Origin of the sequence: Actibacterium lipolyticum (assembly GCF_900184935.1) — a bacterium.
Classification (GTDB): domain Bacteria; phylum Pseudomonadota; class Alphaproteobacteria; order Rhodobacterales; family Rhodobacteraceae; genus Actibacterium_A; species Actibacterium_A lipolyticum.
Genome location: NZ_FXYE01000002.1, coordinates 792,769 through 815,258 on the forward strand (window position 1 = coordinate 792,769; position 22,490 = coordinate 815,258).

Consider the following 22,490-nt stretch of genomic DNA (forward strand, 5'->3'; position numbering starts at 1 on the left):
AAAAGCCCGCTCACTTCTTTCCCCCCATGTCCAGCGGCAAGGTGAAATCGGCACTGCGCGAACGGATCAGGCTGGTCAGTTCGGATGAGGCCAACGCCGTCGCGGGCCAGCGGCAGCCGTTTTCGCGCAACAATGCCTTGCTGATCGGCATTTCCGAAACGCGGTTCGCTTGATTGCCGCCAAGGACAAGGAAATGTTCTTCGTCCTCGCCCAGCATGAACCCGACATGGCCTTTCCAGCTTTCTGGGTTTTCGCGCCAAAAGCACAGGATCGCGCCTTGGCACGGGATCACAGGCTTGCCGAACCTCACCCAGTTGGCCGAAACATAGGGGTTATTCGGCAACGGCTCTGCCGGCATAGACAGGGCGATGCAGGTCTGCACGAAATCAGCGCACCATGGAACCTGACTGGGGTCGCCCGCGCTGCCGCCATCGCTTTTCAGAAACTCTGACAGCTCGGCGCGATCGAGGTCTTCGTGAAGGCCGCGCATCCTTTCGGCCACGTCGATCCATGGTTCACCGTCGGGGACAGACCACAGGTCCATAGGGCGATTAAACAGCGCGGATGCGGTTGCGGGACCGACCAAGCCATCTTCGACCAAGCCGCTGTCGCGCTGGAACTGCTGCACCGCCACGATGGTGCGCCGCCCCCGCAGCCCATCAATTGGGCCAGGGTCATAGCCCAGTTCAGCCAACCGTTCCTGCACCATGCGAACTGTGATCATGGCGTTAGACCGCGAAAGGAAGTTGGCGTTGAAAGGTCGGGTTGTCTTTCCCGATCGCCCAGAACTTTGGCGTCTGCGTCGCGGGCATTTTCTGCGCGATGCGATCCATGAACGTGGTGTAGCCGCTGCCATCGCTGGTTTCACCCATGGTCAGCAACAGCTTTTCGGTGAACAGACCATTCCCGAACGCCTCGCTTGCAACTTGGTTGGATTGGCACGCCGACAGCTGAAAGATGCTGGCCGAAACCGGATAGTTCAGTTCGCGTGTGATGATCGCACCGTCTGCCGCAAGGGTCGAACTGGGAAGGCTGCGATAGAAGTCTTTGTTCGCGTTGAACACGCGCGCGCTTGCGCCAAGGGACATCGCCCGCACCTTATGGGCCGGCGCTGCTGCGGCTTCTGCAAGACTAACCCGCGACCCGCTGGCACGGACAACCGAACCCGAATGGCAGCAATCAAAGACCGAAACGACGCGCACGCCGCTGGCAAATTCCGACCACAGCTTGAACAGCTCATCATCAATCAACTGGCCGTTATAAAGGCACAGGGTTTCATCCAGATTGTCGTGATCTGGGCCGCCGGCCTCATCCGCGTTGAAATCTTTGATCTGACCGCCATGCCCGGCATAGGTCAGCATAAAAATGTCGCCGTCTTTCAGGTTCTTCGCAGCGTCCAGCATGGCCTCGGAAATGGCTTCGCGGGTCGCGGCCGCGTCAATCAGCGAGGTGGTTGTATAGCGTTTGTCGGCTGCCAACGCCTCCATCGCTTCGGCATCGGCGATGCAGAAATCAAGGTCTTGCAGGTTGCCGCCGTAATGCCCCTGATCGACCGTGTTCAACCCGATATGAAGGGACACGGCAGATGGGCCACGCGTTGCGCTGCGCGTCCTTGGTTTGGAAACCTCTTTGATCTTGGTGCTGAATATGTTGGCCACGTCGCGATATCCCGGATTTTTGGGGTGCAACTCGTCGTGCCAGCGGTTTTCGCCAACCTTGTTGCGCATATCCAGATAATGCGCCCTAGGGTACCGCGCGACGAGGCGTGACAGTTCCGTGTTCAACCGATCCACCATAATGGTCGAAATCGCTCGTTGCAGACCGGCATCTTTGATTTTGCGCTTGGCCATCGGCTTGCCCAGCCATTTGCCATCGGTGGGGATGGCATAGTCATAGCCGTGGCACAGGATATCCACCTTGGGAAAGCGGGTCGTGACATCGGCAAAGATGCGATCATAGTACATCATCGCCTGCGAAATCAGCTGATCAAAGCTGGGCAACAGGTAATCGGCAGCCGACAGCGCCGGGTCGAATGTGCGCAGATGGCTGGCAAGGTTGCCGCCCGCCACAAGGTCATTCCCGCCCCCTGACAACAACAGCACTGTTGCGCCGGTATCTTTCAGCGCGCGCCGGTATTCCGCCTTTTGGGCCATATTGTCTAAGGTGTCGCCCCCAGCACTTAGGGAAAACACGGCGTATTCATCCATTAGGTAATCGATCGTGTCTTTCAGCAGCACCGGAAACTGAAACCAGCTGTCCCCTTCTTCGACGATCACGGGGCCTGTGTAATCGCCCTTTGACAACAGCTTGTGAAAGCGGGATTGCCGGTTCATCCGTTCCAGCCAGTTTGCCCCGTTCAACAGAAGCGCGGACCGGGTGGCGGCGTCGCTTGTGTCAGGGATCATCACGGTATCGGGGTTGATCTCAACCACAGGGGCGAATGCCTCGGATGAGTCGGGATCGACCCGGAAATAGGGGGCCAGATCTTCGCCTGTCGTGTCGGGATCGGCAATTTTGTCAGAGAGTTCTTCAAGGGTAATTTTCTGGGCGGGCATGGTCGGCTCCTCTTCAAATTTTCTTTTGAATGTCGGCCAAAATTCCCAAAATGCGGGCTTGGCATTCGGCATTCAGATTAACGTCGGTTTGCAAGTAATATTGCCGGTCAGCATCGGGCTGTTCGATGGTGCGCACCTGCAGGCCCGGAAGGCTGGTAATGGGACTGCGCCCCACCATCGCGATTTTTTCGGCGATTTTAGATCGCGCCCGCGACATCCCCACATAGGAGTGATCACGCGGCGCGCCCTCAAAGCTATAAAGCACCAAATCAAGGATCGAGTGCGAGTAGTAACCGACATGCAGCTTTGCCTCTAACGCTTCGGACGGAACCCAAAGCAGAGCGCGGTCGTTGCCCTTTTTCGCCAAGGCGCGGATCAGCGGGCCATAGGCCTTGTGGAAATCAGCAAAGTCGATTGAGGGCGCGATCAGGTTAAGCGACACCACCCTGTCAAAGAAGTTTTGCTTCAGTTGGGCGCGGCGTTTCTTTTCGGTGGAGGTGGTCGCCGCGTCTTCCAGTGACAACAGGTAATTCCCCAAAAGCAACGCCCCCGCCCCATCGACCACCAAGTGCAGATCGACGTTTTCAACGGCGGCGAAGCTGTCAAACATATGCGCGGCGTGCCCATCTTTTCCGGTGGAAAGCCCCACAGCCCCACGCAACGCAGCACCGCCGCTGTGGGCAGATGCGATCTGGGCCGACCGCTTCAAATCCCGCCAAAAAGCACGACCAATGCCTGACGTTGTACGTTCGATCACCCGGTCCAGGTTTTTACTGTGGGGGCCAACTTTTTCGACGGCCTCTTGAAACAGATGGCTCAGCACCGAAATGGAGCTTTCCATGAAGTCATTGCACCAGAAAACCGCATAGGGATACATGCCCATCGTCTTGATGGCCTGACTTCGCTTCACCTCGACCTGAAAGGCCTGTTTCATCCCAAGCAGCGACCCGGTGACAGACATCACAACCGGACGCCGCACGGCGGATTTCGCAAGTTGATCGACCGTCATGTTCACCGAGGTGATGCTGGATTCATAACTTCCGTGATCAACATGTTTGCCATCATCCAAATGCGCGTAATGCCCCAGCAGTTGGTGGCACGCGCTAGAGGATGATTTGATCGTGCGATCATCGAACAGAATACCTTGCTGCCCGATCGAATGCTGAAACGCGTTCGGTGCCGAAACGCCAAGGCGCAGCACCCATGCATCCATCACATGTTCCGCCCAATCTTCGTAAGGCCACAGCGCAATACCCGGGCGGCCATCATACCCGCCCCAATTCAACCCCCAGGAATTCAGAACCAAAAAGCCCCGGTCGGTGTAACCCACAATGATGAACGCATGGCCCGAATTCACAATGGGCCGCCCGCGCGGAATGACGCCCTGCTGGTCGGGCGCATGCCCAAGGTATTTGCGCGGATCCACCGCATCATCCACCCAACCCGCGTGCAATTCGGCAGATACCAGAATGCCGTCTGCCTCGCTTAGGGCGGCGTGATAATCGTTCAGATAGGGGCGCACCCGGTAATAGGCACCAAGGGTCGTGCTTTTGGCGTGTTTGGCGCGTTCAACGTTCAACGTGCAGTCCTGCGAACCCTGTGGCCAGCTTGCCTCTGGGCAGACCCCGAAATGATAGAACGCCTTAACCACCGACCGCAGCGAAGAGAGGCCTTCGGGCGTGCGGCGATCACGGGTTTCGCGCACAGCATCCTCTTGTCCGCCCTCTTGGCGTTGCGCCATCGTATAAAGCATGTCTGCCGATACGCCGGTCTGGTCGTGCGTGGTGTTATCCCATGATTTGAAACGCTGAATATCGATCAGATGTGCCAAGGCATGCCCCGCACAGGACCCATCCTGATGTTGATCACGCACAAGATAGCACCAAGGCGTATCTTGGCCGTTGTCTGGCCCCTGCAAATAGGACGCGCCATAGAACCGGTGGCCAAGCGGCTGAAGCGTCGGGGTGTAATACTGGTCACGCAAATCCGACGGGTCGCGCCGGACCTTTTGCCTTAGTCGTTTATCCATATTTTGAACTCTGCCGGTGGGCGCGCACCCCGCAAAAGGGGCCGCGCCCTGCCTCGATCAAACGCCTACGCTGGGCAACAAACCACCCGCGCGCAGCAGCGCCGCAAGGCTCTCCACAGGTTCGCCATTTGGCTGAACAGCATCCGCGGGTGTCCATGAATTGAACGCCCCCTGATTGATATAACTGTTCGGGTCCGTGATGATCAGACCCGCGATGGTTTCCGCAACAATACGGCTGCCCAAGGGGCCCAAATGTTCGCCATTGGCTTTCACCTCGGCCTCTTTCAGAAGATAGAACCACAGCGGGGTGGACACCTCAAACTGCCCGGAAAGAACGGCGTCGCCCGTTGTGCCTTCTGACAGTTCTGCGGCCGTCAGGGCGTCAACCGTGATCCCGTCAGATGCCATGCTGTCCATGATCGACTGCGCGTCGGGCAAGTTGAACACATAGCCACGGCGCAGGTTTCGTGCGGCAAGGTGGGCCATGATACCGCTCATCCCGGCTTTTTCGTTGCGCATGTCACGCAATGGAAGCGCAAGCCGGGTGTCGATTTTACGCGCCACGCGGTTGGTGAACGTCCCGCTGTCATCGATGAAGCGGTTCCAATCAATGATCCAGTTATCTGGCAGCGTAGGGAGCCCCATCATACCGCCACCTGCGGTGAACTCGAAAATCTGGCCGAAACTTGCGCGGCCAGTCCCCGACCCATCAGCCTTGCGGCCGAAATTACTGTTATAGTCGTAATCGCCCCGCACCATGGAATGGCCGTAACGATACGCCGCCACCGAAAATTCCAGCGGCATCGGGCGGGCACCTTCGGGCACGGAACCCTTATGCTTGTCAAAAAAGCCGCTATAGACAGGCGCCTTGTCGGCAACCACCGTATCGACCACGGAACCGTCGCAGATGGTTTTCAGGAAATGGTTCACCACCAGCCACTGATAAATCCATGTCACGTTCTGGCGCGCCTCGGCGAAAAGCGCGTCATCATCGCCCGGTGCATTTCCCGCAGCGCGAATAGCGTCGACAACGGCATTGTGGAACCGAAGCATCGAAAGATGGGTCTGTGCGACGATCAGGTTTTCTTCGTTCCGACCATCGCCAATCAAGGCAACGCGGCGCAGCTCTTCATCAGATTTCGGCTCTGACGGGTTGTCAAACAGCGTGCGAACATCGGCCATCGTAAGAGAGCCATCATCAATCGCCTGCCCAACACGCGGCAGATCGGCCCCAGAATCGGCCGGGAAATCCGAAACCTCGAACAGACCGGGCGGAAGTGGCGTGACTGCGCCGATGCGCATCTTGGCAAGGTCGGTGGGGTCGCGCAGCGCAGCCTCAAGCTTTTCTGCTTCTGCAGATTGGCCGGGCCCGTCACCATAGACGCTGTCCAATTCCAGCAGCCCTTTGCGCAAGTTCATCTTCGACTTTTCAACATCATCCCGCGGCTGCGGATTCAGCGTTGCTTTGTCGATGTTGAACCCGCTTAACAGTGGGTCCCCTTCTTCGCGGTCGGTGTTGGCCGTCATATCATGGTCGATGAACTGCCCCAGATAGGTAAAGATCGGCGGCATCGAAGATTCGCCCTCTTCATCCTTCTGATCGAAGTTTGCTTCGGCCATTGCCGTCGCCAGCGCGTCTAACTTGGCTGCCGCGTCAGCGCTTGGCGCAACTTCGGGGGCTGTTTTGAAATAGAACCGAAACACCTCGCGCGGCTCAAGGCCCGGCGTGGTTGGGTCAGGGTTCGGAGTCGGGACCGGGTATTTGTAGCCCGGTTTCATTTCACGTGTTTTGCTAATGCTGCACACTTGGCCGATCGGAACGGTGTCATCCGCCTTCAGACCGCTCGCACCGCGTGTTTTTGCGCCATAAGTAACCTTCGCGCCGTGACCCATTTGATAAAGCATGGTCAATCTCCTCGTTAAATACATGTGCCGTAGGGTTGGCTAAACGTTTGACCGCAGATCGAACGGGCCAAACCGGGAACAAATTTTGGTAATAAAGTTTCAAAATAGACGATTAATCCGATATATTTATCACAAACTGTTTCCAATTTGTAGATTAATCACGCGTTTCGCCGAAATCTGCGCCGGTCGCAGCCTTTCGTTTTCGCGCTTGGCCGCGCGTCCTGCAGAACTAACTTTCTGAAATTCAGGCGAAATTAATTCGCGATGCCACACCCGTGTGACACCGCAAACTAGGAACGCCCACCGGCGTTTCTTGGCCTAAAATAAGCGCCTAACCTAATAACGCGGCAGCTCTGTCAACTGACATTGCGGCTGATCAGGGTCAGCACAGCATGACCGAATCTGATCCACCGATCGCTTTTGAACCGTAATCCAAGCTGGCATCGTCAGCCCATGTTCAGGCGGCATCGCGTTGGTCGCGGGAAAGTTCCGCGCCCATGCATCAGCCCCTTCTGGAATTTTGTGGCCGGTCATCCAATCCGTCAAGTTTCCGCAGGTTTCGCGAATGCCGATCCGGTGACAGCCAAGACAGGTGTTGTCCCGCAGGTTCATCGTTTTGGTGGGCCATTCGCCAAACCCAAATTTGTGGCCGACGTGGAAGTAAGCCCCCATCGGGTTCACAGGCACCGCGCCCCAGACCTGTCCGACGAAAGGTGAAAACATGAACGGATCGTTGTCGTGGCAATTGCCACAGCCATCGTCCGCGACATCTTCGGGAGATTTCCAAAATTTCGTATCACGCGCTTCCGTCGGCGAGGCGACGTTTTCACCATCAATCACAGCGCCCACTTCGGCCTTGGCCTGAAACCAACAGGTCGCGCCGGTGGCCGGGTTGTGGGCGATTACGTCAATTTCGTCATAAGAAGTGCTTTCCGGCGCGCGGATCATTTTCTGACGACACATCGCCGAGATTTGAAGCTTTTCAGTCGACAAATCCAAGATACGCGAATGCGGCACGCACTGCCCATCGGACTCATCGCCATTCGGCAGCAGCGCGGGGCGGTCACATTCCATGTGCGATTTGAATTCGGTGACCGGGTTGCCGTTTACGGTAATCGGCACCGGCACACCGGTTTTGCACGAAAAGGCGGGCAGCGGGCCAACCTCTGCTTCACACGCCTTAGCGTATTCCGTGATGCTATTTTCCGCAGACGCCGCGCCGGCAATCAGGAACAGGGTCAGGACCAATAAAGCACGCATTACCCCTGCCCCCCTTCTTTGGCGGCAAGAACGTCTAACGCCGTTTTGCGCACGGCCTCGAAATAGCGGACATACCCGGTGCAGCGGCAGATGTGGGTGCCGATCGCCTCTTCGATCATGCCATCAAGCTGATCTTTGCTAACTTTCGACGTTTCCAACTGATCCAACAGGATCTTTGCGGCCATCACGAAACCCGGCGTGCAATACCCGCACTGAAACGCGAAGTTTTTAAGGAATTCGGTTTGGATCGGGTGCAGGTCTTGATCACCGTTTGAAACACCTTCGACAGTCGTGATGGAGGTGCCATCCAACGTCGCCAATGCGGTGGAACAACTGATCACAGGCTCCTCCGCCTCGTTGCGCCCCTTTTTGACGGAAACCGTACACGCGCGGCAAATACCAATGCCACAACAGAATTTCGTGCCGGTTAGGTTCAGATCTTCGTGCAAAAAGTCGATCAGCTTGTCGCCGCCGCGCTTTGCGTCCACCTCGTGCGGGTGGCCATTGACCCTGAAAGATATCGTCATGCCCGCAGCCCTTTCAAGATTTTCTCTGGCGTTATCGGAAGCGAGCTGTACCGCACCCCAACCGCATCGTGCAGCGCGTTGGAAATGGCTGGTGCGACCGAACACATCACAGCCTCGGCAATGCCGCGCCCGGCCCCTTTGTCGGCGGGCGTTTCGTCCAGAATGATAAGCTCTTGCGAGCGCGCATCAGGCCGGAACCCCGTATTCAACGGAACATCGGCTGCACGGGCCACATGGTAACGATCAAGGTTCCACGTCCCGTTGGCGGGCCCCGCCATGCCGGGGGGCAAATCTTCGTGCAAGGCATAACTGATGGCCATCGCCACCCCGCCCTGACTTTGCCCCGAAACCAAGGCTGGCACGTGAACCCGCCCCGCGTTCAGCACGCTTAGAACGTTTTCAACTTGAACCGCCCCCGTCCCACGATCAACGGTCAGACCGACGACATTCACGCAAGGTGCCCACACATAACGCGCGAACCTGCGCGTCCATGCGGCCGGGCCAAATGCGTTTTGGCGTACCACCCGCGTGGGTTTATCCGCGCCCGGCATGTAGAACGACAAACCGTCCAGCGCGAGGTGGATCTGCCCCCCAGGCGTGTCATAGTCCGCCTCGGCCCAGATCGCTTGGAAATATGCATGGCCAAGCGTGCCACGTGGCAAGCCATTTTCGAAAACCGCACCGGCCAGAACGTCCTGTGGCAACGGATCGGCCCCGCCATCACGGAGCACCAGCGCACCATCAACCCAAGCGGTGGCACTTGATTGCAAATCGGGCATACCCCACAGGATACGCGCGGCGGGCATGATGCTGCCTTCTAGCAACGCGAGTGCGGTTTGCTGGACCACATGCACCTGATGCAGCCCCGTTAGACAGGCCGACGAAGAGCCGACGCCCTTTGAAGTCCAATCCGGGTTATCCCAGCGTGTGCCAAGCTTGTCCCGCGTGGTCAGTTCCGTATCGGCGAACAGGGTGTAATCGCCCATTTCAACGTCAACGGCATTGGCGCCAAGGATCGGGCCAATCACAACACCCAACGTGGTGGCGGACCCGTTGCCCATATCCACCGCGTCAGATTTCACCGTCAGCTTGCCGGTTTCATCCATCGTGATGGCGGCCACCATCCCGTCGCCAGACGTGCCATAAGCCTGAAGCGACATCGCTAGCCCGGTGCCATAGGTCAGCCCGCGCGCGGCGTATTCATCGCGCAGCGCTTCGCGGTCGGCCCACATCGGGTGCGCCTCGGCGCGGTCAAGCATTTCGCGCAGGCGCAGCTCTTGCTGAACCGGGCCGCCGGTTACGGTCGTGTCGCCTTCGCCAATCAGGTTGGCACGGCGCAGCGCGACCGGGTCCCACCCCTGCCCTGCGGCGACGTCGTCCAAGGCCGTTTCAATCGCAAAAAACGCCTGAGGGCCGCCAAACCCGCGCTGCGACCCGCCAGAGATGTTTTCGCTGTGCACAGCCTCGGCGTAGATATTCGCCATCGGCGTTTTATACGATCCGCCCGCACACAGCGCCGCCAAAGAGGCCACATAGGGGCTTAGGTTCTTACGCCCGCCCCCATCAAAGCGCATATTCATTTCGATGTTCTGAAGCTTCATATCCGGGGCAATGGCAACCTGCCCGGTTAGATCGGTCGCGTGCCGTTTCAGGCCCACGCGGAACTGTTCGTACCGATCATACATCAACTGCACCGGGTTACCGTCCGTGAACGCCGACGCCAACGCCAGCATCAGCGAAAACGGCGACCCATCGCGCCCGCCAAACCCACCGCCGGGATAGCAAGTCGTCAGAACGACAGCGTCCAATTTGAACGGCGCATCGGACGAACGGTACATCGAAACAATGTCGGAAAAATCGCCATCAGGCGATTGCGTCCCCAGCACCAAGTTCAGCGTTTTGTTTTCGACGTCGTGCCATGCAAGCCCAGATTCCGGCTCCATGAACATTGGGTCCATCGCCCGCATGTCGCAGGCGAAATCGTGGCGCAAAAGGTCAGGGCGCGCATCCAATGCATCGGCGATCAGGGCTTTGTAACTGTCCGCTTCCAGCGGATAGGAATACGGGTTTGCATTCGCATAATCGAAACTGACGCCCCCGTGGTCGTATTTCACGTAAGTCGTCTTGGGATTGAACACCACGGGATCTTTGGGCGGGGCAGCATCGCCATATTTCTGGAAATCGTCATCCTGAAACGCCATCGCGCGGCTGGCTTCCCGATATTCGGCCAGATCATCAAAGATCAAAAGCGCGACCGCCTGCCCCAGAAAATCAGGAACATTGCCCGGCTGCACGATCAGATCAAACACAACTGCATAGGGGCGATCAAAACCGCGGGTTTTAGGCTGATCCTTGGCTTCTTCTTCAATCCGTTCATCGACCAAAAGATCGCGCCGGATGGCAATCTGGGGTGACCGCTGCGAGGCGTTAAGTTCATTCCCCAGAATGATCCGCGCCTTTTTCGCCGCCGGTGGCAGATAGCGGCGATCAATGCCTTTAAAGACTTTCTCGGTGGTCAGGGCGCGCAGATACATCGCGTAATGCGGCTTGCCCTTCCAATCCTTCATGTCCTTGAACGTGTGGTCGCGGGCAAAGACTTTTTGGCCTGTGACCTTCTTCAACCCATCAATGCGTTGCGTCGCGACACCCGGGGTTTCGGTCGTGAATGGAACCGTGCCATCGGCCGTTTGCGCCTGCCCCATCCCCGAAGGTGAAAGGACCGTTAACGCAACAGCGCCGGAGGCAGTTTCAAGAAACCGCCTCCGACTTAAAATTGCTGTCTGAAAATGTTTTAGCTTGGTGCTCATATGATACTCCTAGTTGCAGAGGTACACATGGTCACCTTTTAACGATAGTCTTTACTTCTAATTTTCCACTCACACCCTTTCTTAACCTTACCCGACGGCAACCCATGTCAGATAGGCGACACATGCAGTTTTTCATTGGCTTTTTCCGCCATTGTCCCGCCCTGCGCAGCAATCCGACCAGCAGCACAAGGACTGTTCGAAGAAGCCAGCCGAAATCTCAGCAGACTTTTCACACTTCGCCTTATTTATAAGCATTTAGGGGCCGACGCGGGCAGCTATGCGCGAAGCCCGCTGACAATCGAACGACTTAAAACCGCGAATCCCGGCACGACGGACAGTAACGACACACAGCTGACGAATCCCGCAACCAAATGGAACTCGCTCCACCCGATTTCAGCGACGACGCGAACACCTGTCCGTTCACTGACGATGTCCGACAATATGGCGACGGATGCGAAACCAATGATCAGCCCAAGCATCGCCCCAGCCACCACCAACGTGTTCGCATAGCCCCACACCACCGACAGCACAAACCGCCGCGGAGCCCCCAGCGCTTGCAACAACGCCATCTGCCGCTGGAACAGTTGCGACAAGATGAAAAGGCCCAGCAAGACACTCGCAGCGACCAGAATTTGCGTTACCACCGCCATCAACGACATCGCTTGGCGCACGTCCCCCATGACCGCGTAAAGGCTGGCAAGGACGGAGCCGGGAAAGAACGCCATAGTTTCGCCTGCGCGGGCAAAGCTGGACTTCAGGCCATATGTGGCGCCGATTGATGTGGCCCGCACAACGACAGCCGGTGTTCCGGGAAAATATTCCGGATCAAAGGGTGGGCCCAGCTGTTCTGCGACCTCTGGGCGGTGCCCGTTGGCAAGCCCATGGGTTTCCCAGACGGTTTCAACCGGAACGATAATCGCGCGGTCCCATGGGCTTCCGGTTGGGGCCAAGCGTCCGACGACGTGAAACTCTTCCCCATGCGCGTCATGCTCGGCCACGTCGCCGACACCATGCGCAGGCTCAAAACCATCGCCAACGGCCAAAGGAACATCAGCACCGATAACGGCGTCCGCGTGATCGCCCCAGATGCGGCCTTGCGCGATTGGCCCGGCCAGATGGGTCACGAACTCGGCCGTGGTGCCCACGATTGGCGCACCCTGATAGCTGTCACCAAAGGCCAAGGGCGCGGCCATCGCAACACGCGCGTCCGTCGCGATAGAGGCATAGGTCACACCATCCAGCAATCCGGCATCCGCAGGCTGAAGATAGACGCTTGCAAGCATCATCGTTACTTCGCTGCCCGGTGCGGCAATGATCAGGTCGAACTTGTCAGCAGCGGCAGCCGTACCAGCGCGCAAGCCGCGTTCTTGCGCCAAAAGCGCCACCCCCAAACCGACCGAAACTGCGATCAAAAGAACGAACAGCGCATTCGCCCACCGAAACCGCCAAAGGATGGCGCGGATCAGCGGGATGGGCGCAAAGCCCCGCGGCAGAACCACGCCAAGCGCCGCAATTGGCAAGGCCAAGGCGCATAGGGTCACCACGTCTTGCGCGGTCGCCGAAAACCCGTGCCAAAGCTCAAGCATCGGCCAGCCCCCCGTCTCTTAGGTAAACAACCCGATCCATCCGTCCAAGCATTCCGGCATCGTGGCTTACAACGATCATTGTTGTCCCGCTTTCGCGCACGTCCCGCAGCAGATCGTCGGTCAATGCATCGGCGGCATCGCGGTGCAGGCTGGCCGTGGGTTCATCCGCCAGCAAAACGCCCGCCCCCGCCGCCATCGCCCGCGCCACGGCGACCCGCTGCCTTTCCCCGCCTGAATAGGTGGCGACAGGGCGCGCGCCGTCGGCAACGCCAAGCCGGGTCAACCGCTCAGCCGCGCGTTTACGGAAATGCGCGCGCGCCGCGCGTGGCTGAAACAGGGCCGCAATACCTGCGTTGGCTGCCCCGCCAAGTTCATCGAACAGCATGAAGTCCTGAAAAATCATTCCGATATGATCCTGCCGAAACGCCGCACGTTGCGCGGGGCGCATCGCGCCAAGATCGTCACCGCCCCAGCGGACCCGGCCGCGCTGGTTATCGACCAACCCCGCCAGCGCAAACAACAGCGTTGACTTCCCTGCCCCGGACGGCCCGGCGATGCCCAGCGTTTGCCCAGCGGCCAGTTGCAGGGACGGCACGTTCAACAGAACACGCCCGCCCGGCGCGGTTACCATCAAATCCGAAAGGTTAAGCGACAGCGTCATGTTCTATGAATACCGCGCAGCCGTCAGACGAACGCGGCTTAGGAACCCGGTTTCGGGGTCCTTCAGCGGGCCAAGCTCCAACACGCCGGATGCTTCGATACGCACGTTAAAGGGGATCACCCGGAACTGGCGCTTTGTGTAAATCGCCATGATGTCATCGGGCCACTCGGCCTCTGTTTCACAGAAAGGGCAGACAGACATCGGCTTTTTCGTCAGCACAAAGAACTGACCATCCGCTTTCAGCGGCGGCGCCATAAAGCCTGTCACGGTAATTTCTTTCCCCTCTAGCGATAGCGCCAGATCAGAAAAACTTAGGTCTTTGTTGTAGAGGTCGCGCACCGCGATTGGCGCAGCCTGGGCGGACACGCCCACTGGCGATATCAAGCCGGTCGAAGTTGCAGCCAAAAGGAAGTGGCGTCGGTTCATCATCGCTTTGTTCGCAGTCTTTAAAGGTGAACGGCCCCCGCAGAAGCGGGAGCCGGAAGGACCAGTTCACGTTGCCAAAAATCATTCAGCGGTGGCTGCGTGGTGCATCACGTGAAAGATGTAATTCTGCTCAACCGTGCCGTCGAACAGATGGGCAAAGGGCCCTTTGGCATAAACCGCGACGTCTTCACCCGAATGCGTTTCGGACGACGTTGGAACCAGCGCCTGCTGAAGATAGTCAACATCGGTGGCTTCTTCCTGTGTCAGATCAGGACGCGCACCAACCCAGTTCACGTCTTCGCGCAGAACCGAACCACCGCCATTCAGATAGCCAGCAACCGTGTATGGTTTACCGTCTTTGGCCAGCAGGGCCTCGTTAGAGTGTTTGATCCCTGCGCCATCGATGCCCATGCAAAGACCAAGGATGTCAGAGCCCCGACCACAATAGCCGTTGAACGCAATCGCGTGTTCGTGGTCAGCCGTAACAATGATCAGCGTGTCTTCGTCATTCGTCAGCTCGTCCGCCAAAGCGACGGCTTGGGCAAAGGCAACGCCGTCGCGCACAACGCGGGCCAAGTTGCCGTCGTGGTTGGCGTGGTCAACGCGGCCGGCTTCGACCTGAAGGAAGAAACCGTTTTCGTTGTTCGACAGCGCTTTGATCGCAGCGCCGGTCATTTCGGCCAACGAAGGTTCGCCCGAACGGTCGGCTTCGTATTTCATATGGCTTGATTCAAACAGGCCAAGGATTGGCGCGCTGCCGTCCATTGGGGCGGCATCAAACGTGGCCTGATCCCAAGCGTAATAGGCACCCATTTCTTTTGCCATATCGATCAGGTTTTCACCCTCGGCGCGCTTACCGGTTTTGCCTTCTTCGTCGGTGATGTCTTTCCCGATGAAGTGACGGCGGCCACCCCCCATCGCAACCTGAATGGTGCCATCTTTCAGGTTTTCGATCAGCTGTGTCGCGATGTCGGCCTGCTGTGTGCACCCTTCTGGAACGCTGTCTTCAAAGTTGCGGTCAACCGAGTTTGCGTAAGCAGACGCCGGTGTCGCATGGGTGATACGCGCCGTCGAAACAACGCCGGTTGCTTTGCCAGCGGCGGACATAATGTCGTTCATCGAAAGAACTTGGTTGCCTTCGATCGACGCGCAATCGCCCCGGTTTGCGTTCTCGTTCACGCCAACAACGCCAGCTTTGGTTTTCACGCCAGACATCATCGCGGTCCCTGTACCAGCCGAGTCTGGCGTCTGCGCGTTCACATTGTAGGTCTTGACCAAAGCAAGGTTCGGGAACGTTTCCGCAGGCAGCACGTTTTCGTCGCCATAGTTGCCGTTCTGTTGACCATGAAACAGGCGTGTGGCGTAGTTCGTGCCAACGCCGTTGCCGTCCGAAATCATGATAATGATGTTCTTGGCTGTGCTGGTGTTTGGCTGCTTGGCCAGCGCAGCTTTGATCGCGGCTTGGCCGTCGGTGAACCAGGTGTTGCCTGCCTGTGGCAGGTCCTGAGCAATAGCCGTTGTCGCACTAAGCGCAAAAACCAAGGAAGCAGCAAATTTCGTTTTCATGATCGACCCCTGTTTGATGTCGAGGCCGTCCTACGCGCGGCAAAAAACGAAAAAATGAACCTTTTGTTGCAGATTTATGAAACTGGTTTTGTTGCTACGCGGGGAAGTCAGGTTTGGAACAGCCGGTATGCGCCCTACTGGCGCAACCGGCTGAACGCTCGCAATGCGGGTTTCTCGCGCGTCAAAGGCTGCGGGCGATATCCTCGGCCAGTTGGCGCCATGCTGCGTCATGCGCGCGGGCGATGTCAGCCAGTTCAGGCGAACCCGTCGGAACCGCGATTTCAAAGCTGCTGATGCTGCCACTTCGGTCAGTCGTGAAAGAATCGCGGCGCACTGCGTACTGCCCGGTCAGGCGCAACATCCCGTCGGCGGTGACAAGCATCTGTTCCACGCGCACCGTCAGTTCAGCATCTGGGTTTCCGTCAAGCGGCCATGGCGCGGCGGCAACTTCGGCCCCGGTGATGGCTGTCAGATTGCGCACCAGCCCGCTTGTCAGCGCCCGCGGCGGAGTGTCCGCCCAGATCACGCCGGGCACCAGCCCCACAAGCCCGTTTTCCCCTTGAACGGCCACTTCGACGGCTTCGGCATATGCGGGCAAAGACACCTCGGCGACAGATACAGATCGCGCAGCGCTTCGTACTTTCAATGCCGATGTTTCGGGCGCAATGGCCAGCCGCGCCGGTTCCCCCGAACAGCCGGCCAGAATGGCCGCAAACACAACACAGGAAAGGCGTGTGGAAATCGTCATATCATCGTCCCCTCAGCAAGGAATTGGGGTTACGTTCGATCGTGCGCGCAAGCGACCGGAAAGCCTCTGCCGCGCCCGACACATCGCGGATTGCGCCCCGCATTTCATTATAGAACCGCGAGTCCGAAGCATAGCCCTGTGCAACAGCGCCCAGGCCAGCGGCAAGCCGATCAAGCCGCCCAACAAGCGCGGGCAACTGGCCACTCACCGCTTCGAATGCGGCAAATGCTTCTTCCGCAGACGCCAAGGTGCCGTTCAGGTTTTCAACGGCCCCACCCGCCCGCAATTCGCCAAGCGCTGCGGACAGTTCTGTTAGTGTGCTGTCAAGCGACCCGGGCAGGTCTTCGATCCCTTCGGCCCTTAGAATCTCCTCGGTCCGTTTCACGACCCTATCAAGCGACGTCGTGATTTCAGCGAAGGGTACCGCGTCGATTTCAGCGACAACCCCATCGATACTGGCCATGATCTGCGGCAGGTTTTCTGTCGCAACTTGAATATCGGCGACGGTGGTCGTGATGCCCGCAACAGCAGCATCCATATCATCCACCAGCCCCGTCTGTTCGATATCGGCAAGGATCGCATCAAGATTGGTAAGCGACGTCGCCAACGCAGGTGCGATTTCTGCCACGGACGGGTCCGCCAAGACTTCGTTCAGACGCCCAGTGGCGGCGGTGGTATCGGTTGCCAGTTGCTCCAACGGGAAACTTTCCAGTCGTCCCACAAAATCCGACAGGTTCTTTGACAGGTCGGGCAGCCCTTCGACAAAGGCGCTGGTGCCTTCGGCAATGGCGTCTGTTTGCTCTAGCGCAGCAAGCACAGTTTTCACGCCTTCGCTTGCGGTGATCTGCGCGGCCAGTGCCTCGAAATCCGCGCTGGCGTTTTGCAAGTTGGCAAGTATTTCGGGCAGCTCATCCGCCGAAATAAGGGTCCGTGTATCACCGATCAGCGCGTTGGCGTTGGCTGGCACCTGCTGCAATTCAGGGTTTTCAACAAAGCGGGTCACAGCGTCCAGCGTGTCGATGGCAGAGGTCATCAACTTTTCAATCGGAAGGTTGTTCACCCGGTCCATCAAACCATCAAGGTTTTCGGTCGCGTCCGTCAGGTTAGCCGGCGCATCCGGAAGAAGCGGCATCCCGAAAGTTTCCAGATCAAGCGCCAAGGGTTCCACCACAGGCAGGTCGGCCAGTTCCAGAACCATTGTCTGCCCCAGAATACCCTCGGAAGAGATGCGAACCCTAAGCCCGTCTACAACACGAAGCCGCAACCCCTCCAGAATGGCTTCCTCATCCGCATCGGCATCCAGCCCCAACCGGCCGGGCGCAATCGTGAATTGAACCAACATCTGGATCGCATCGCGCGGTCCAGCCGGATCGACATAGCCCGAGATGTCGGTCACCTCGCCCAGCTTGATCCCCTGATATCGCACGGTCGCGCCAACGCCCAAACGGATGTCGTTGGCGGGCAAAAGAACGGCAACACTCAGGCTTCCTTCGCTGGGCGCTTCGAAGACGTCAGACCGGGCCTGACTCTCGCTGCCGAAAACATCAAAGACATGACCGTCGTTCACGGCCGCCCCGCCTGTCACCAGCGTGCCAAAACTGACGCCACCTTCGATCAACGACGCAAGGCTTTCCACATTCACCGACAAGCCCCCCGCACCAAGGTTCAGCGAAATACCCGAAGAATCCCAGAAATGGGTGTTGGTGGTTAGCCTTGTGTCATGCGGCGCGGCGATAAACGCCTCGATCGTTACGGCGTTGCCGTTTTCGGAAAGCACGGGTTCGCCAAGCTGGCCGACTTCGATCCCGTTGAACAACACCGGCGCGCCCGCTGAAAGCTGGCCACCTGTCCGGGGCCGCAAAACGACCCGCGTACCCCGTTCGCCCGGTCGGGCAAGAGGCGCAGCTTCGTTCGCAACAAAATGGTGCCCTACACCCGATGCCGCCTCATCCCAGACGCCTTCGATATAGACGCCTGAAAGAACGGTATTCAGGCCGGTGACCCCGCGCGCCGAAACCTGCGGGGCAACCAACCAGAATTGCGCATCGCCATCGACATAGGGCGCGATGTCTTTGTCCAGCCGCACATGAGCCTCTACGGCGCCAAGACCGGGCGCAAAGCGCAGATCCTCGACCATGCCAACCTGCACTTCGCGGTAACGCAGCGGCGTTTGCCCTGCCTCTATCCCCTCGGCAGTGGGAAAGGCGATCACGATCAGCGGCCCTTGATCGCGCCAAGTTTGCCAGACAACCCCAGCCGAGATCAGGATCGCGGCCAAGGGCATAAGCCAAACCCACGATAGGCTGATACGATGACCGTCATCGGTCAGGGGTTCGGGAAGGTCATTGTCAGTCATGGACAGAGGGTCCCCTCAACTGATCCCAAATACGCCGGGAATCGAAACTTTGCGCCGCAAGCATCGTGAAAATTACTGACAGCGCGAAACAGACTGCCGCGATGCCTGGATTGATGGTGGCCAGCACGTCGAATTGCACAAGCGCAGTAAGGATAGCAACAACGAAAACATCTATCATCGACCAGCGACCGATGAATTCGACAATCTCGTACAGCCAAAGAAGGCGATGTGGGTCCATCCTGTGCGCACGCGCCGTCAGGATGGCCAGATACGCGATGGCAAGGAACTTACCCACCGGAATCACCACGCTTGCAAAGAAGACAATACCGGCGATGCCGTATGCGTGATGGTGCATCAATTCGATGACCCCGCCCACGATCGTGCTCTCCTTGGTATGAAACATCTGCGTGGTGCGCAGCATCGGGTAAAGGTTCGCAGGAATATACGCGATCAACCCGGCAAGCCACCAAGCCCACGCTTTCTGCAAGCTATGAGTGTCACGGCTGACAAGCCGTTCCCCGCAGCGCGCGCAGCGCTGTTGGTTCATCGGTGAAATCTGGCCGCAACTGCGACAGACCACCTGCCCCATCGCGCGGGCCGTGACTATGTGTTCGTGTCGATCGCCGTCCAAAGCGTGTTCCTGCACATAAAAGTGTCTTTATAGACGTTTAACGCCACGACGGCGGCAAAAGCCCAAAACGCGGGTCCGACGGATATCGTGGCCATCCCCGCCAGTTTGACAAGGGCGACTGCAACGCCAACCATGAAAATCTCTGCCATGGCCCAAGGCTTCAGCAGAAATGACCATCGCAGCGCCAACTGCGCCTGCGGGAAGTTGCGCCAGCCCATCAGCACGGGGCCCAGCGCGTAGATCAGCAACAAGAAACGCGATAGCGGCAATACCAGAATGAATCCCAAAACCGCGATCGATAGCGGCACCATGATGCCTTCGCTGAAGCCAAGGATCGCATCAAAGACCGACGCTCGGTTGTGAAATGTCCCGGCCCGCAGATCAAGAAACGGCATGAAGATCACAAGCGACATCAACGCGAGGTTCGTGATCGACACCCCGACCACCCGCGCGATTGCGGCTCCGCGCCCAAGGGTCAGACGATAGCCACACTGGCGACAGCGGGTCGCGCCTCGCGCCTGTTCTGGCGAAAGGGTGTAAATCGCGTCGCAGATCGGGCAGCCGATCCTGTTGTCCATTGCCGTCATTGTTGCGATGCCTTTCCTCCCTTCGCTTTGCCCATTGCCGCTAACCTTGTCCATGGCATTAACTTTTGATGCGACCCAGCGGTCATTCGTTGGTGCAAAGATAACGCATTGCGCGGCATGCGCCATCACATGCAGCTATTACGGGCCCTTGGCGACCACCAACCGGCGAAATATCACGCACAGAGGCTTTGAAATGGTAAGCTGCCTGCATGAGACAAGCATTGTCGATGAAAGCAGCGACCGTTCACCGATATGGTCCGCCAGAGACCATTTCGCTGGGCGAGCTACCGCCTCCTCAACCTGGCGTGGGTGAAATTCGGGTGCGCGTTCACGCCACGACCGTCAACCGCACCGATACGGCCACACTTCGCGGGCACCCGTTTTTCGCACGGGCGATGACGGGGCTTCTGCGCCCAAAGATGCAGATTTTGGGCATGGATTTCGCCGGGGTAGTCGATGACGCGGGCGATGGCGTATCCGCATTCCAGCCGGGCGACCGTGTGTTCGGCATCTCGCCCGACCTCTTTGGCGCACATGCCGAATATATCTGCCTGCCCGCCGACGGGGCGGTTGCGAAAATTCCGGGCGCGCTTCGGTTCGATCAGGCCGTCATCGGCGAAGGCGCGTGGTATGCCAATTCAACCACCAAACGGCTTCGCCAAGGTCAGCGCTGTTTGATCTATGGGGCGTCCGGAGCAATAGGAACTGCGGCCGTTCAACTGGCCAAAACGCGCGGCACCGAAGTGACAGCCGTCGTCGGCCAAAGGCATATGGAACTTGCCAAGGCCCTTGGTGCGGACAGGGTCCTGAACTACGAAACCCAAGACTTCACCGCTATCGGTGAAACCTTTGATTTGGTCTTTGATGCGGTCGGCAAAACGTCGTGGTTTGCGTGCCGTCCTCTTTTGAAAAAGGGCGGTATATTTGCCGCAACCGATCTTGGCCCGTTCTCTTCGAACCTTATTCTGGGCGCATGGTTCGGGCTGACCGGCAGCCAGCGTGTTGGCGTACCCTTTCCCGAAGACGCGCCCGGTTTTATCCAACAGTTGGCGGAATTGGTGGCAGCCGGGCAATTTCGCGGTGTGTTTGACCGCAGCTACCCGTTTTCGGATATCAAAGAGGCGTTCCGCTATGTCGAAACCGGGCAGAAGACGGGGATCGTTGTGATTACGATGCCCTAAAAGTACGCCGCCCGTCAGTCCGATTTCCTGACAATGCCCCGCGCCACAAGGTCGTCTATTTCGTCTTCACGAAAACCAAGTGCGCCCCCCAACACCTCGATAGTGTTTTCCCCCAGAAGGCTTGGTGGCTGGCTTGTCGATGGGCCATCACCGTTAAAACGGATCGGCCCCCTTACCATCTTCAAGCTGCCCTCGGTCGGGTGTTCGACAGTCTCAACCAGCATCCGGTCTTGAACATGCGGCTGCTCCAACGACTCTCCGATCGACAGAATAGGCGCGCTTGGCACGTCAAAGTCGCTTAAGCGTTCCAACCAATAGGCCGTTGTGTCCTGCTTCATGCGACTATGGAGAATGTCGTGCAGCGCATCACGGTTTTGCAGGCGCTGATCGTAAAGTGCGAACCGTGGGTCTTCGATCAATTCTTCATGGCCCAGACACCGCGCAAAGTTATGCCAGAACCGCTCTGTCAAACAGGCCACGATGACGTGCCCGTCCGACGTCGGAAAAGACCCATAGGGCACAATGCTGGGATGCTGGGTGCCAACCGGCTGAGGCGTGTCGCCCGTCACAAAATAGATCTGCGACAGATAACCTTGCAGCGCGATCAGACTGTCCAACATCGCAACCTCAACATGCTGGCCCTTCCCGGTGGCGTTACGCTGATGCAAAGCGGCCAGAAGGCCAAACAGCGAAAAGATGCTGCCGCCCATGTCCCCCAAAGGAATGCCCAGCTTGTTGGGGGCCTGTCCGGGTTCGCGATTAACACTCATCACCCCGGACAAGGCCTGAGCAACAATATCGAACGCGGGTTTGTCCCCCAGCGGGCTATCCTGCCCAAAGCCGGTGATCGAACAATAGATAAGGCGTTCATTGTCTTTCTGAAGCGCGTCATAGCCCAGCCCAAGCCGGTCCATGACGCCGGGCCGAAAATTCTCTAGAACGATATCGCTTTGCCGGGCCAAATCCTTTGCGATCTGCACCCCTTCATCGGACTTTAGGTTCAGCGCGATACTTTTCTTGCTGCGATTAAGTGCGACGTAATAATGGCTTAGCTTGCCCTGAAAGGGCGGAAAGTTGCGCGTCTCATCCCCCCTCTCGACAGGCTCTACCTTGATGACCTCGGCGCCAAGATCGGCCAAAACCATGCTGGCATAGGGACCTGAAAGAATGCGCGAAAAATCAAGAACCTTAATCCCCGCCAAAGGGCCGCTGCGTGTGGAGGTCGTGGAATTGTTCATTTCTTTTGTTCTGCCTGCAAAGAGATTTTCATAATAGCGGACGCGCTGGCGACCGGGCCTTTGACACTGCTGATCGCGGCATCAATGAAGATAAGCGACCGCGTCGCATGCCGGATGGAGGCGCGGGCTTCTAAAAAGTCCCCGGCCTTGGCCGCGCCCAAAAACCGCGTGTCCATTTGAACCGTCACGGTGGGCTGCCTGTCGGCCGCGTTCCATGCGACGATCGCCAACACCTGATCCATCAGACTGGTCAGGACACCGCCATGGACCAACCCAATATGGTTCTTGTGCTGCTCTGTGGTCTGAAGCCCATAGGTGTTTCGTTCTTCCATTTTGGTTGAGCGTAGCAAAGGCCCGATCAACGCCATGAAACCCTCAATTTTGACGGCTTTCCAACCCTCTGGCACGCAATCCTGTGTCGTCAAAT

The 22,490-nt window shown here is 58.0% G+C and carries 18 protein-coding genes; 1 reads left to right on the top strand and 17 read right to left on the bottom strand.

From position 1 onward, the window contains the following. Nucleotides 1-10: 10 nt before the first annotated feature. From COL8621_RS12560 to COL8621_RS12630, 15 genes are all read right to left on the bottom strand, one after another. Nucleotides 11-724, bottom strand: a complete 714-nt coding sequence (locus COL8621_RS12560) for an NlpC/P60 family protein (RefSeq protein WP_093967687.1) — start codon at nt 722-724, stop codon at nt 11-13. 4 nt (nt 725-728) lie between these two features. Continuing rightward, nucleotides 729-2,555, bottom strand: a complete 1,827-nt coding sequence (locus tag COL8621_RS12565; RefSeq protein ID WP_093967688.1) for a caspase family protein — start codon at nt 2,553-2,555, stop codon at nt 729-731. Nucleotides 2,556-2,568: 13 nt separating this feature from the next. Next, the gene (locus tag COL8621_RS12570) at nt 2,569-4,584 is read right to left on the bottom strand and encodes a C1 family peptidase (RefSeq protein ID WP_093967689.1); all 2,016 of its coding nucleotides are present in this window, start codon (nt 4,582-4,584) and stop codon (nt 2,569-2,571) included. 57 nt (nt 4,585-4,641) lie between these two features. Further along, the gene (locus tag COL8621_RS12575; RefSeq protein ID WP_176438494.1) at nt 4,642-6,489 is read right to left on the bottom strand and encodes a peroxidase family protein; all 1,848 of its coding nucleotides are present in this window, start codon (nt 6,487-6,489) and stop codon (nt 4,642-4,644) included. 336 nt (nt 6,490-6,825) lie between these two features. After that, complete coding sequence (locus tag COL8621_RS12580) at nt 6,826-7,749, bottom strand: hypothetical protein (RefSeq protein ID WP_093967690.1); 924 nt, start codon at nt 7,747-7,749, stop codon at nt 6,826-6,828. Then, nucleotides 7,749-8,276 (bottom strand): (2Fe-2S)-binding protein, encoded by a 528-nt coding sequence (locus tag COL8621_RS12585; RefSeq protein ID WP_093967691.1) that lies wholly within the window; start codon nt 8,274-8,276, stop codon nt 7,749-7,751. Before COL8621_RS12585 ends, COL8621_RS12580 begins: the two co-directional genes overlap by 1 nt. Next, on the bottom strand, nt 8,273-11,083 hold the full coding sequence (locus tag COL8621_RS12590; protein ID WP_093967692.1) for a xanthine dehydrogenase family protein molybdopterin-binding subunit: 2,811 nt from the start codon (nt 11,081-11,083) through the stop codon (nt 8,273-8,275). Before COL8621_RS12590 ends, COL8621_RS12585 begins: the two co-directional genes overlap by 4 nt. A gap of 275 nt (nt 11,084-11,358) precedes the next feature. After that, nucleotides 11,359-12,669 carry an ABC transporter permease family protein gene (locus COL8621_RS12595; RefSeq protein WP_093967693.1) on the bottom strand — a complete coding sequence of 437 codons (1,311 nt, stop codon included), beginning with the start codon at nt 12,667-12,669 and terminating at the stop codon, nt 11,359-11,361. Continuing rightward, the gene (locus COL8621_RS12600; RefSeq protein ID WP_093967694.1) at nt 12,662-13,330 is read right to left on the bottom strand and encodes an ATP-binding cassette domain-containing protein; all 669 of its coding nucleotides are present in this window, start codon (nt 13,328-13,330) and stop codon (nt 12,662-12,664) included. The genes COL8621_RS12595 and COL8621_RS12600 overlap by 8 nt, the downstream gene beginning before the upstream one ends. 3 nt (nt 13,331-13,333) lie before the next feature. Next, nucleotides 13,334-13,759 carry a hypothetical protein gene (locus COL8621_RS12605; protein ID WP_093967695.1) on the bottom strand — a complete coding sequence of 142 codons (426 nt, stop codon included), beginning with the start codon at nt 13,757-13,759 and terminating at the stop codon, nt 13,334-13,336. 78 nt (nt 13,760-13,837) lie between these two features. After that, nucleotides 13,838-15,322 carry an alkaline phosphatase gene (locus tag COL8621_RS12610; protein WP_093967696.1) on the bottom strand — a complete coding sequence of 495 codons (1,485 nt, stop codon included), beginning with the start codon at nt 15,320-15,322 and terminating at the stop codon, nt 13,838-13,840. A 181-nt stretch (nt 15,323-15,503) separates the two neighbouring features. Continuing rightward, nucleotides 15,504-16,070 carry a PqiC family protein gene (locus COL8621_RS12615; protein ID WP_093967697.1) on the bottom strand — a complete coding sequence of 189 codons (567 nt, stop codon included), beginning with the start codon at nt 16,068-16,070 and terminating at the stop codon, nt 15,504-15,506. 1 nt (nt 16,071) lies between these two features. Continuing rightward, entirely contained in the window at nt 16,072-18,426 is a 2,355-nt protein-coding gene (locus COL8621_RS12620) for an MlaD family protein (protein ID WP_093967698.1), read from the bottom strand. Next, the gene (locus COL8621_RS12625) at nt 18,419-19,015 is read right to left on the bottom strand and encodes a paraquat-inducible protein A (protein WP_093967699.1); all 597 of its coding nucleotides are present in this window, start codon (nt 19,013-19,015) and stop codon (nt 18,419-18,421) included. The genes COL8621_RS12620 and COL8621_RS12625 overlap by 8 nt, the downstream gene beginning before the upstream one ends. Before the next feature lie 14 nt (nt 19,016-19,029). Continuing rightward, complete coding sequence (locus COL8621_RS12630) at nt 19,030-19,698, bottom strand: paraquat-inducible protein A (RefSeq protein ID WP_235823861.1); 669 nt, start codon at nt 19,696-19,698, stop codon at nt 19,030-19,032. A 155-nt stretch (nt 19,699-19,853) separates the two neighbouring features. Between COL8621_RS12630 and COL8621_RS12635 the strand changes: the two genes are divergently transcribed. Beyond that, a complete protein-coding gene (locus tag COL8621_RS12635; RefSeq protein ID WP_235823863.1) occupies nt 19,854-20,825 on the top strand; it encodes an NAD(P)-dependent alcohol dehydrogenase in 972 nt (323 codons plus the stop codon). A gap of 14 nt (nt 20,826-20,839) precedes the next feature. Here the strand turns inward: COL8621_RS12635 and COL8621_RS12640 are convergent, their stop codons facing one another. Further along, nucleotides 20,840-22,063: a CaiB/BaiF CoA transferase family protein gene (locus tag COL8621_RS12640; protein ID WP_093967701.1), complete on the bottom strand. Its 1,224-nt coding sequence runs from the start codon at nt 22,061-22,063 to the stop codon at nt 20,840-20,842. Beyond that, the gene (locus COL8621_RS12645) at nt 22,060-22,488 is read right to left on the bottom strand and encodes a PaaI family thioesterase (protein ID WP_235823865.1); all 429 of its coding nucleotides are present in this window, start codon (nt 22,486-22,488) and stop codon (nt 22,060-22,062) included. The genes COL8621_RS12640 and COL8621_RS12645 overlap by 4 nt, the downstream gene beginning before the upstream one ends. Between the last annotated feature and the right edge of the window lie 2 nt (nt 22,489-22,490).